The organism is Amycolatopsis sp., from assembly GCF_035546795.1.
GTDB lineage: Bacteria > Actinomycetota > Actinomycetes > Mycobacteriales > Pseudonocardiaceae > Amycolatopsis_E.
Map to the genome: position 1 here is coordinate 73,290 of NZ_DASZWC010000068.1, position 11,755 is coordinate 85,044.

Sequence of the window (11,755 nt, forward strand, 5' to 3'; positions counted from 1 at the left end):
CGAACACCTCGCGGCTGCTAGTGCGTGAAGTGCCGGGTGCCCGTCAGGTACAGGGTGACCCCGGCCTTCTCCGCCGCCTCGATCACCTCGGGATCACGGATCGAACCGCCGGGCTGCACGACCGCTCGCACGCCCGCTTCCAGCAGCACCTCGAGACCGTCGGGGAACGGGAAGAACGCGTCCGACGCGGCGACCGCGCCCTTGGCCCGGTCACCGGCACGCTGCACCGCCAGCCGCGACGAGTCGACGCGGTTGACCTGGCCCATGCCGACCCCGACCGTCGCGCGGCCGTTCGCCAGCAGGATCGCGTTGGACTTCACCGCGCGCAGCGAGCGCCACGCGAACTCCAGATCCGCCAGCGTCTCCGCGTCGGCCACCTCACCGGTGGCCAGCGTCCAGCTCGCCGGGTTGTCCCCGGGCGCGTCGATGCGGTCCACGGTCTGCACGAGCATCCCGCCGGAGATCGGGCGGAACTCGATGGGATCCGGGTTGCGCAGCTCCGGCAGCCGCAGCAGCCGGATGTTCTTCTTGCGCCGCAACACTTCCAGCGCGTCCTCGTCGAACGACGGGGCGAGCACGACCTCGGTGAACACGTCCGCGATCTGCTCCGCGGCGGCAAGGGTGACCGGCCGGTTGCTCGCGATCACGCCGCCGTAGGCCGAAACCGGGTCGCAGGCGTGCGCCTTCCGGTGCGCCTCCGCGACGTCGACGCCCACCGCGATCCCGCACGGGTTGGCGTGCTTGATGATCGCCACCGCGGGCTCGGCGAAGTCGGCCGCGGTACGGCGAGCCGCGTCGGTGTCGACGTAGTTGTTGTAGGACATGGCCTTGCCGTGCAGCTGCTCGGCGTGCGCCAGCCCGTCCCGCCAGTGCTTGTACACGGCGGCCTTCTGATGCGGGTTCTCCCCGTAGCGCAGGATTTCGCCGCGTTCCCAGGTGGCGCCGGTGACGTCGGGGAAACCGGAGTCGTCCGCGGGTGCGTAGGCGTTGGCGAACCACGCCGACACCGCCATGTCGTAGCTCGCGGTGTGCGCAAACGCTTTCGCCGCAAGGCGTTTGCGGTCCTCCAGCTCGAACCCGCCGTCCCGCACGCGGTCGAGCACCCAGTCGTAGCTGTCCGGATCGACCACAACCGCGACGCTGCCGTGGTTCTTCGCCGCCGCGCGGACCATCGCCGGCCCGCCGATGTCGATGTTCTCCACGCAGTCCTCAGGGCTGGCGCCGGAGGCCACGGTTTCGCGGAACGGGTAGAGGTTGACCACGAGCAGATCGAACGGCGCGATCTCCAGATCCGCCAGCTGCTGCAGGTGCTCCGGCCTGTTCCGGTCGGCCAGCAGGCCGGCGTGCACCCGCGGGTGCAGCGTCTTGACCCGGCCGTCGAAGGACTCGGGGAACCCGGTGACCTCCTCGACCGGCGTCACCGGCACCCCGGCGTCGGCCAGCGTGCGGGCCGTGCCACCGGTGGAGACGATCTCCACACCGGCCGCGTGCAGGCCGGTGCCGAGTTCGAGCAGGCCCTTCTTGTCCGAAACACCGATCAGGGCCCTGGAGATCTCGCGCCGTCCCGTCACCGGAAACTCACCTTCCGTCCGTCCACCGTGCAACCGCCTCGTCCCAGCCGTGCCACCACGTCCACCAGCAGCCGCCGTTCCACGACCTTGATCCGCTCGTGCAGGCTGGCCTCGTCGTCCTCGGTCTCCACCACGACCGCCTCCTGCGCGATGATCGGCCCGGTGTCCACCCCGGCGTCCACGAAGTGCACCGTGGACCCGGTCACCTTGACCGCCATTTCGAGCGCGTCGGCCACCGCGTGCATCCCCGGGAACGAGGGCAGCAGCGCCGGATGCGTGTTGATCACCCGGTTGGCGAACCGGGCGAGGAAAGTGGGCCCGAGTATCTTCAGGAACCCGGCCGAGACCACCAGATCCGGCTCGTAGGCGGCAACGGCCTCGGCCAGCGCCTTGTCCCACGCCGCGCGGTCGGGATGATCCGCCAGCTTCACCGTGAAGTTCGCGACCCCGGCCCGTTCGGCCCTGGTCAGTGCTTCCACCCCGGCGCGGTCCGTGCCGACGGCGATCACCTCGGCGGGATAGGCCGGCCGGCTCGCCGCGTCGAGCAACGCCTGCAAGAGGGTGCCCGCGCCGGACGCGAGCACCACCACTTTGACCGGCGTGGGCAGGTCCAACCGACTGGACTCCAACGCCTCTCCTTCACCCCGCGACTAGGTCGCAACCAGCCTAGCTGGGCTGTTCCGGCTCCTCGGAGGTGGGCGACGGCTCTTCCTCGTCCGGGTCTTCCCCGTCCTCGTCGTCTTCGACGAGGTCGGATCCGGCGGAATTCTCGTCGGGGGTCTCCTCCGCGACGTCCTGTTCTTCCTCGTCCTCGTCGAACTCCGCTTCGAACTCTTCGTCGAGGTCAGGGGCCACTTCGGGCTCGTCGACCACGACTTGCTCGACCACCCGGGGTGCCCTCGGCCCGGCCAGCCAGGCGACCAGTCCACCCGGGATCACGATCCAGCCGAACGCGGCCACCGACATCAGCGCCACCGGAATCGACACCGGGTTGAAGGGGCCACCGCCGAGCCTGCCACCGGTGATAGTGCACAACACCACACAACCGAACCCGATCAGCGCACCGGCGATCGCCACCGTGCGCAGCCGGGTCAGCAGGTCTTCGTCACTGCGGCGCAGGTACCAGCCGACCAGCGCGCCGACCGCCGCCGGCAGCAGCATCAGCACCGGCCACCAGCGCGCGCTGTGCTCGGGCATGCCGGCCAACAGCGGCAGCCCGGGCACCGGTCCCCCGGAGAACTGGTACGCGGCAACCGAAACCGAGCCGATGGAGAACCCGGGCCCGACCACGAAAGCGAGCGCGCAGACGACCGCGTTGGGCAGATAACCCAGCGACAGCAGGAACATCCCGGCGCCGCTGCCGAACCCGGGCGCATGCGTGCCGAACAGATCGCGCGCCGTGTGCGCGGAAAAACCGAGGCTGGCGGCGAACACCGTGGCCGCGACGGCGAGCAGCCCCGCCATCCCCAGCGCGCCTGCCTTCAACCCGCGCAGCGCCACCGGGTCGAGGTGTTTCCTGGCCGCGGCGACGAACCCGCACCGGTTCGCCACGCCGGCAGTCGCGCAGACCGCCGCGACGAACCCGGGCACCAGAAACGCGGGCAGCGGTTCGACGCCGGCTCCGGGCCCGGTGGCCGTCAGCGCGACCGTGACACCGACCAACGAGTGCACGGCGGCCATCGGGGCGACGAGGTTCACCGCCTGGGCCGGCTCGTGATACCCGAGCCGCTTCGCGGCATACGCGGCCGAGCCGGCGATGAACGCGCAGAGCAGCGCGGTGCCCAGCAACGGCAGCACGCCCAGCGGCGAACCCTTGATGGTGATCGGGACCTGGTAGGCCGCCAGCAACCCGGGACCGGCGGCGCGAAGCACGCCGAACAAGGAGAAGTGGGACATCGACGCCATCGCCGTGACCAGCGCGAACAACGTGACGACAACGGCATAGCCCGCGATCAGTGGGCCGCAGACCGAAACGACGAGCGTCTTCAGTCGCGCCGTCCCGGTGAGCCCACGCTGATCGCGCGACTCATCCACCCCTTCCCCGGGGTGGAACCGCGGCGCGAGCAACGACATACTCCGCACCCTCGCATTTGTCGTGCGCCATTCGGGTGAGGCACGCCGCCGACCGATCATGGCACCAGCCACACTCACCCGGAGGTGTCAGCGAAAAAGGCCACAACCCCGGCCGGGAAAACCGAGGTGATGGCCTTTTTCGGAGAGCGCTCAGCCCTGTTTGCCGACACCACCGGGCGGGGTGCCCGGGTGCTGCTGGCCGGATTCCGGCTGCTGCGGCGAGTAGAACTGGCCGGCCTGCGGGGCGTACACCGTGGACTGCGGCGCGACCGGCGGAGCGAACTGGGTGCCCTGCGGCCCCTTGCCCTCCGGACCCTGCTGCGGCTGCTGCTGCCCGAAGCCGGGCTGACCGTAGGGCTGGCCCGCGTACGGCGGGCGCTGCTGCGGGGTGGGCAACTTGATCAGGCCGTACTCGAACAGCAGCGTCGCCACCGCGACCAGCAGCTGCAGAACGCCCAGGATCAGGATCACGGTCATGATCCCGGGGGTGGCGACACCGGAGGGCACCCGTACGACGGACAGGATCGCGTACAGCCCACCGAGCACGCTGAACAGAACGGCGAACACCTGGGTTCTCGGTGCGCGCGGGATCAGCGCTATCCCGGCGAGCAGCCCGCCCACCAGCAGGAACAGCAGCGCCTGGTCGGAGCCGCCGGCCTCGTCGGAGAATCCGATGAAGTAGTTGACGATGCCGAGCACCGCCACGACCAGGGTGAGCACCATGGGCAGATTGACGGACGACAGGTTCGGTCCGCCTTGGTGTTGTTGGGGGAAGCCACCGGTACCCGGAGCTTGGGGATTGGGTTGTGCGCCGCCACCCTGCTGGGGGTAGCCCGGCCCACCGCTGGGGAAGGTCATTCCGTGCTCTCCTGTCGTCTTCTGCCCGAAGGTAGGTGGCCGATATGTCCGGAAAAAACGCTAGCGCACCAGGACTGTCCGGCCACCCTCCGGCTATCCGACGTACGGCGGCGGCAAACGGTTGCGTCCGGTCGGCTGTGAGAAAAACGAACGGCCGGCCACCCGGGCGGGGTGACCGGCCGTCACAGCCGAACCTACGGTTCAGTGCAGGTTCTTGTACAGCTCCCGAGCCAGTTCGGCGGTCTCGGTCGGGGTCTTGCCGACCTTCACGCCGGCGGCCTCGAGGGCCTCCTTCTTGGCCTGGGCGGTACCGGCGGAACCGGACACGATGGCGCCCGCGTGGCCCATGGTCTTACCCTCGGGGGCGGTGAAGCCCGCGACGTAGCCGACGACCGGCTTGGTCACGTTCTCCTTGATGTAGGCCGCGGCCCGCTCCTCCGCGTCGCCGCCGATCTCACCGATCATGACGATGACCTCGGTGTCGGCGTCGTTCTGGAACGCCTCGAGCGCGTCGATGTGCGTGGTGCCGATGATCGGGTCACCGCCGATGCCGACCGCGGTGGAGAAACCGATGTCGCGCAGCTCGTACATCATCTGGTAGGTCAGCGTGCCCGACTTGGACACCAGGCCGATCTTGCCGGGGCCGGTGATGTTGGCCGGGATGATGCCCGCGTTGGACTTGCCGGGCGAGATGACGCCGGGACAGTTCGGCCCGATGATGCGGGTCTTGTTGCCCTTGGCCACCGCGTGGGCCCAGAAGTAGGCCGAGTCGTGCACCGGGATGCCCTCGGTGATCACCACGGCCAGCGGGATCTCGGCGTCGATGGCCTCGATCACGGCGTCCTTGGCGAACTTCGGCGGCACGAAGATGACCGACACGTCCGCGCCGGTCTCCTTGATGGCCTCCTCGACCGTGCCGAACACGGTGAGGTCCTTGCCGGCGATGGTGACGGTCTGCCCGGCCTTGCGAGCGTTCACGCCACCGACGAGGTTCGAGCCGGCCTGCAGCATCTTGGTCGCGTGCTTGGTGCCCTCGGACCCGGTGATGCCCTGCACGATGATCTTGCTGTTGGAGTCAAGGAAGATCGACATTGTCTTACGCTCCTGCCGCCGCGAGCTCGGCAGCCTTGTCAGCCGCGTTGTCCATGGTGTCCACCTGGGTGACCAGCGGGTGGTTGGCGTCGTTGAGGATCTTGCGGCCTTCTTCGACGTTGTTGCCGTCGAGCCGGACGACGAGCGGCTTGGCGGCCTCGTCACCCAGGATCTTCAGCGCTTCGACGATGCCGTTCGCGACCGCGTCGCAGGCGGTGATGCCACCGAAGACGTTCACGAACACGCTCTTCACGGCCGGGTCGTTGAGGATGACGTCCAGCCCCGCGGCCATGACCTCCGCGGAGGCCCCGCCACCGATGTCGAGGAAGTTCGCCGGCTTCACGCCGCCGTGCTTCTCGCCGGCGTAGGCGACCACGTCCAAAGTGGACATGACAAGGCCCGCGCCGTTGCCGATGATGCCGACCTCACCGTCGAGCTTGACGTAGTTGAGATTCTTCGCCTTGGCCTTGGCCTCCAGCGGGTCCTCGGCCTGCTTGTCGACGAGCTCCTCGTGCGCCGGGTGGCGGAAGGAGGCGTTCTCGTCGAGGGTGACCTTGCCGTCGAGGGCGACGATCTTGTCCTGCGGGTCGCGGACCAGCGGGTTGACCTCGACCAGGGTGGCGTCCTCGGCGACGAAGGTCTCCCAGAGCTTCACCACCGCGTCGGCTGCCTGGTCCTTGATGACCTCGGGGAAGTTGCCCTCGGTCAGGATCTCCAGCGCCTTGGCCTTGTCGACGCCCGCGATCGGGTCGACCGGGACCTTCGCGAGCGCTTCGGGCCGCTCGACGGCCAGCTGCTCGATCTCCATGCCGCCTTCAGCCGAGGCCATGGCGAGGAAGGTGCGGTTCGTGCGGTCCAGCAGGAAGGAGAAGTAGTACTCCTCCGAGATGTCGGACGCCTCGGTGACCAGCACGCGGTGCGTGATGTGGCCCTTGATGTCCAGACCGAGGATGGCTTCCGCCTTCTCCTTGGCCTCGGCCGGGTCCTTGGCCAGCTTCACACCGCCGGCCTTGCCACGGCCCCCGGTCTTGACCTGAGCCTTGACGACGACCTGTCCACCGATTTTCTCGGCGGCGGCCTGCGCTTCTTCCGGGGTGCTCGCAACGGCGCCGGGCAGTACCGGCACACCGTGGGCGGCGAAGAGGTCCTTCGCCTGGTATTCGTAGAGGTCCACTACTCCAGTCTCCTGACGACACACGCAATTGTGCTGGGCGCAAGGGCGTGCTGTTTGCAAACCATGCTGCCGGACGCAGACGACCCTAGCGACCTGGTGAGAAGCGCGGGGCGCCGCATCTGGTGAACTCGGTCACCGTATGGATCCAGAGCGTGTTTTCGGCCTGTGAAAAGCCCCACGCGTGGCCAGCCCGGTGGCGATCGCGAGAGCCACGACACAGCCCAGCGCCAGCCACCAGCCCACCCCGGCGTGCGAGCCGACTATCTCGCCGCCGGCCAGCGGAAGTTGCAGCACCCGCAAGACGGCGAGGACGGTCGCGCCGGCGAGCAGCCCGGCGGCTTGTGCGGGCCTGCTGCGCGGGGCGAGCAGGCACGCGCCCAGCACGGTGAGTAGCGCCGCCAGCAGGCCCCACGACGGGGTGCCGAAGTTCGACCACAGCGCGGGCTCCACGTAGTCCGGGGCCACGATCGAGGGCGTGCCGAACCCGCCGATCGCGAGAATTCCGCCGGCCACCAGCGGGGGGACCACGTTCGGGCCCGGCACAGCTTCCGCGGTTTCGTCGCTGTCGTCCCGTTCGACCATGCCGGTCACGACCGAACAGCACGCGGTCACCAGCGCGCCGACGGCGGCGACCGCCGTCCACACGGCGCCCGGGCCCGGTGTGAGCCCGGCGCCGAGTTCGGTGGCCGTGATCGCGGTGGTCAGCACGGCCGTGGCGGCAAGCGGTATCCCCGCCCAGGCCACTGAAAGTACCGGCCGGAGCCGCGAGGCCAGCACCGGCACGAACATCGTCAGCCCGAGCACGCCGACGAGCAGTCCGGCGATCAGTTGCAACGAGCGCGAAGGACTCTGAGGCCCGGGCAGTCCGCCGGCGATGATCACCTGATCGGTGAGTGCCCCGATCAGTGCGGCGACCATCGTGAGCAAGGCCAGTACGCCGGTGGCGACCCGCAGCTTCGGCGACCCGGGCAGGCTCGCCTCGCCTGCCTCGTCCTCGGCGACCTCGATGGCCGGGCCTTCGCCGGGCAGGAAGCCCACGAGCACCAGCCCCGCCGCCCCGACCAGCACGACGATCGGCCCGGCGGCCGGCGAAACGTTGGACACCGCCAGCCCGGAGACGAGGTTCGGCAGCCCGATCGTGAGCACCGCGAGCGCCAGCCCGAGCAGCCCGCCGAGCGTGATGCCACGCGCGCCGGAGCTGATCAGCAGCGCCGCCCCGACCGGCAGCGCGAACGCCACCAGCAGCGACCCGGCGAGCACGAGGCCCGTGCTCTCGAAGGCGCTGCCGACCGGCAGGAAAGCATCCTCGGTGGCGAACGGCGTCATCATCACGCCGACCGCCGCGATACCCCCGGCCAACACGCCCGCGAGTAGTAGCCCACGGCCCGCCGCACCCGGCTCTCCGCGCGGCCCAGCCGCGCGGAGTGCGAGCACCCCGGCCGCCACCGTCACGACGTGCCCGGCGAGCAGCAGCCACAGCCCGGCCGACGGCGCGGGCACTTCGAAAACCTCCGGCCGGTACAGCTCGGGCCGGGCCGCCGACGACGGGTCCACTAGCAACTGCAGGTCCAGCACGAACCGCCCGGGCGCGAGCGCCGCCGCCCCGGCGAACACCCCGGCAGCGGCCAGCACCCGCCCGCGGACGAGGAAGAACAAGGCCAGCACGAACGGCGCGACGGCGAGCACGATCAACAGCGGCGCGCTCGAGTAGCCCGGCGACGCTCCCGCCACCACCGGGATCGACGACCCCAGCGCAAGCAGGACCGCGGCGAGGCCGCCCAGTGTGAGAGTCGGGAGCAGGGTGCCGTTGGGCTGCCCTTCGACGGCGTCCGGCGACCGCGGATCGATCCGCGCCGCGCGGCCGCCCGGGGTCCAGCGAGTCCAGGTCATTGCCACGAAACGCTAGCAAGTAACCCAGCCCCGTGTGCGCGTGTCCGCACGCCATGCACCCGTTCCGGCCAACCGCGCCGACGCACCCGCAAGACACGCTCGCCCGTTCGCGAGGCGTCACCGCGCGATTACCGACCGAAGTGACGCGTGTCGGCACGGACGGAGCCAGCCCGGCGGGCGCGGCCTGTGCAAGCGGCCGGACCGATGCCGAGGCGCGACCAGGCGCGAACCAGCAACCGTGCCCGCGAACGAGGCGGCCGCGAACGAGGCCAGCCGCGAACCAGCAACCGTGCCCGCGAGCGAGGCGGCCGCGAACGAGGCCAGCCGCAAACGAGGCCAGGCGCGAGCGAGGCCAGGCGCGAACCAGCAACGGTGTCCCCGAGCGAGGCGGCCGCGAGCGTGGGCAAGCTGAGCACGCGACAGGGACGTCGCCACTGCGCAGCTCCTGCCCGCGAGCAGGGCGCCACGCACCACTTCCACCCCGTATCGACGGCATTATCGACAGCACCGCTCGACGGCATCATCGACGGCACCGCCGAATCAGCGGGGAGGTGCCGCCGACCCGGCTCGGCGGCCGATCACCCCAGGCAGCGGGCGGTCACCGGTTTTATTTCCCGGCTAAACGTAATTCAGATCACACGGTCGGGGTAATCTCCTCTCAACGCTCCGTTATCGTTCCTGCTAGATCGATCGGGCCTCTCACGCTTTCAGCCCAGGCGTTCCCGGCACCTTGCCCAGAGCCATCTCCCTTCGTTACTGTCCCCCGGTCCCCATTACGGTCAGGTCACAAAGCGGACGACGAGCCAACCACCCCCGAGGTTGCTCATCCGGCCCCAACCGGAGCCCGCAGTCTGACTCCCCGAGTAACGGAAGGCATTTGTCTTGGCTCGACACCGCGACCCCAGCGGCGAGGCCCCTTCCCTGGAACTCGATGACGCACTGAACGGTGCGGTCGTCCGTGTCCGGGGTGGACACCGACTGCCGGCACCCTCGTCGGCGCTCCGCGGCCGTGTCGTGGTCGCCGCCGTCGCCGCCGGCGCGTTCGCCGCCGCAGCGGCGGGCCAGACCCTCCAATCGTTCAGCGGCGGCGCGGAAGCCGAGGGTGCGCAGCCCCTCTCCAACGCCACCGACGCCAGCGCCTCCTTCGCGCTCGGCGGCAACGCGCCCGCCGGGGCTCCCGAGCTGGTGCCCGCGGCGCATTACACCGACGCTTCAGCCGAGGTGCAGAAACTCACCGCCAGCGCGCAGGTGACCCAGGCCCGCGAAGACCGGGACGCCGCCGCGGCCAAGGCCGCCGCCGACGAAGCCGCCCGCCCCAAGACCTGCCTGCCCGCGCATGGCACCTTCACCTCTGGCTTCGGCGCCCGGTGGGGCACGCAGCACCTTGGTATCGACATCGCGAACTCGATCGGCACTCCGATCTACGCCGCCTCCGACGGCACCGTGATCGACGCCGGCCCGGCCAGTGGTTTCGGCCTGTGGGTACGGATCCAGCTCGCCGACGGGACCATCCAGGTCTACGGGCACATGAACAGCTTTTCCGTGCACGAAGGCCAGAAGGTCAAGTGCGGGCAGCAGATCGCCGAGATCGGCGAACGCGGCCAGGCGACCGGCCCGCACCTGCACTTCGAGGTCTGGCAGAACGGCACCAAGAAGATCGACCCGCGCCCGTGGCTGGCCGCCCGCGGCGTGTACGTGTGACCGGGTTCCACCCGTCATTTCGTCCCCCTCGTTCTCGAACCGACGTTCGAGATCAGGTATAGCGCGGAGGTACGACAGTTTCGGCGGCCCAAAGCTCGACGTTGCGCTCGCCGATGAGAAAACCCAGTCGTGCGAACACTTTTTCCACAGGTTGTGGATCGATCCGCCGTCCGTCGCGCAGCCTCAATGCCACTTCGCCCGCAGCGGCCTCGCGTGGACCGAGCACCAGTTGGTAAGGCACCAGCCGAGCAGCCCGGATCCGCGCGCCGAGACTGCCGTCCACTGCGACCTCAGCTCGTAACCCGAGGCAGGCCGCCTGCCGCGCCACCTCGGCCGCCGCCCCCGATTCGGCCTCGGAGACCGGAAAAACGATCAGCTGGACCGGCGCGAGCCAGGCCGGGAACGCGCCTTCGTGCACCTCGATCAACTGCGCCATCGCACGCTCCACGCTGCCGATGACGCTGCGGTGGACCATCACCGGGCGGTGCTTCGCGCCGTCCGCACCGATGTACTCCAACCCGAACTGCTCCGGTTGGTGGAAATCGATCTGCACGGTCGAAAGGGTGGATTCCCGGCCGGCGCCATCGGCGATCTGCACGTCGATCTTGGGTCCGTAGAACGCCGCTTCGCCGGGCGCGGCTTCGTAAGGCAGCCCGGACGCCTCCAGCACCTCGCGCAACAGCTCGGCGGAGCGACGCCAGAGTTCCGGTGCCGCCACGTACTTTCCGCCGTCTCCCGGCAAGGACAGCCGGTATCGCGCGGCCTCGATGCCCAGCGCCGCATACGCCGCGCGGATCATCTCCAACGCCGACCGCGCCTCGTCGGCGACCTGATCCGGGGTGCAGAAAATATGCGCGTCATTGAGCTGGATGGCCCGCACCCTGGTGAGACCGCCGAGCACACCGGACGGCTCCGCGCGGTACATCCCGCCCAGTTCCGCTATGCGCAAGGGAAGTCCGCGATAACTGCGCGCGCGGGAACGGTAGATCAGCGCGTGGTGCGGGCACAGGCTCGGCCGCAGCACCACCTGCTCCCCGCCGAGATCCATCGGCGGGAACATGTCCTCGCGGTAATGCGCCCAGTGCCCGGACAGCTCGTACAACTCGCGCTTGCCCAGCACCGGCGAGTACACGTGCCGGTACCCCGCCCGCACTTCGGCCTCGCGGACATACTCCTCCAGCGCATGCCGGACTACCGCTCCGTCCGGCTGCCAGTAGGGCAGACCGGCGCCGAGCAACGGGTCGGTGCCGAACAGCTCCAGCTCCCGGCCGAGCCTGCGGTGATCCTGCATGTGGCCTCCTCGTCTCAGTGGGACGAGGGACCAAGGTGCGCGAAACCCCGGGGCACTCGCCCCGGGACAGACGTCAACGCGCCGGGACACTCTCCGGCGTGGTCG

Annotated in this window: 9 protein-coding genes; 1 reads left to right on the plus strand and 8 read right to left on the minus strand. The window is 69.7% G+C overall.

All coding sequences use genetic code 11. The annotated features are described in order from the left end of the window. Positions 1 to 17 precede the first annotated feature (17 nt). The 7 genes from purH to VHD82_RS33630 all read right to left on the minus strand — a co-directional run bounded on the left by purH (position 18) and on the right by VHD82_RS33630 (position 8,658). Positions 18 to 1,571 carry a bifunctional phosphoribosylaminoimidazolecarboxamide formyltransferase/IMP cyclohydrolase gene (purH, locus tag VHD82_RS33600; protein ID WP_325713037.1) on the minus strand — a complete coding sequence of 518 codons (1,554 nt, stop codon included), beginning with the start codon at positions 1,569 to 1,571 and terminating at the stop codon, positions 18 to 20. Beyond that, positions 1,568 to 2,185 carry a phosphoribosylglycinamide formyltransferase gene (gene purN, locus VHD82_RS33605; protein WP_325713472.1) on the minus strand — a complete coding sequence of 206 codons (618 nt, stop codon included), beginning with the start codon at positions 2,183 to 2,185 and terminating at the stop codon, positions 1,568 to 1,570. The genes purH and purN overlap by 4 nt, the downstream gene beginning before the upstream one ends. Before the next feature lie 52 nt (positions 2,186 to 2,237). Then, positions 2,238 to 3,644, minus strand: coding sequence for a DUF6350 family protein (locus VHD82_RS33610; RefSeq protein ID WP_325713041.1), 1,407 nt, complete (start codon positions 3,642 to 3,644; stop codon positions 2,238 to 2,240). Positions 3,645 to 3,794: 150 nt separating this feature from the next. Beyond that, positions 3,795 to 4,502 (minus strand): DUF5336 domain-containing protein, encoded by a 708-nt coding sequence (locus tag VHD82_RS33615; RefSeq protein ID WP_325713043.1) that lies wholly within the window; start codon positions 4,500 to 4,502, stop codon positions 3,795 to 3,797. A gap of 201 nt (positions 4,503 to 4,703) precedes the next feature. Further along, positions 4,704 to 5,594, minus strand: coding sequence for a succinate--CoA ligase subunit alpha (gene sucD / locus VHD82_RS33620; protein WP_325713046.1), 891 nt, complete (start codon positions 5,592 to 5,594; stop codon positions 4,704 to 4,706). 4 nt (positions 5,595 to 5,598) lie between these two features. Further along, complete coding sequence (gene sucC, locus VHD82_RS33625; protein WP_325713049.1) at positions 5,599 to 6,768, minus strand: ADP-forming succinate--CoA ligase subunit beta; 1,170 nt, start codon at positions 6,766 to 6,768, stop codon at positions 5,599 to 5,601. 132 nt (positions 6,769 to 6,900) lie between these two features. Continuing rightward, a complete protein-coding gene (locus VHD82_RS33630) occupies positions 6,901 to 8,658 on the minus strand; it encodes a hypothetical protein (RefSeq protein ID WP_325713052.1) in 1,758 nt (585 codons plus the stop codon). A gap of 1,014 nt (positions 8,659 to 9,672) precedes the next feature. On the opposite strand from VHD82_RS33630, the gene VHD82_RS33635 reads away from it, so the two are divergent. Next, positions 9,673 to 10,359 (plus strand): M23 family metallopeptidase, encoded by a 687-nt coding sequence (locus VHD82_RS33635; protein ID WP_325713054.1) that lies wholly within the window; start codon positions 9,673 to 9,675, stop codon positions 10,357 to 10,359. 52 nt (positions 10,360 to 10,411) lie between these two features. Here the strand turns inward: VHD82_RS33635 and thrS are convergent, their stop codons facing one another. Further along, entirely contained in the window at positions 10,412 to 11,650 is a 1,239-nt protein-coding gene (gene thrS / locus VHD82_RS33640; RefSeq protein WP_325713057.1) for a threonine--tRNA ligase, read from the minus strand. Positions 11,651 to 11,755: the final 105 nt, after the last annotated feature.

Excerpts from the sequence above, each read along its gene's own strand:
- thrS (WP_325713057.1), bottom strand. The coding sequence starts at position 11,650 with ATGCAGGATCACCGCAGGCTCGGCCGGGAGCTGGAGCTGTTCGGCACC.
- VHD82_RS33630 (WP_325713052.1), bottom strand. The coding sequence starts at position 8,658 with ATGACCTGGACTCGCTGGACCCCGGGCGGCCGCGCGGCGCGGATCGAT.
- VHD82_RS33615 (WP_325713043.1), bottom strand. The coding sequence starts at position 4,502 with ATGACCTTCCCCAGCGGTGGGCCGGGCTACCCCCAGCAGGGTGGCGGC.
- VHD82_RS33610 (WP_325713041.1), bottom strand. The coding sequence starts at position 3,644 with ATGTCGTTGCTCGCGCCGCGGTTCCACCCCGGGGAAGGGGTGGATGAG.
- sucD (WP_325713046.1), bottom strand. The coding sequence starts at position 5,594 with ATGTCGATCTTCCTTGACTCCAACAGCAAGATCATCGTGCAGGGCATC.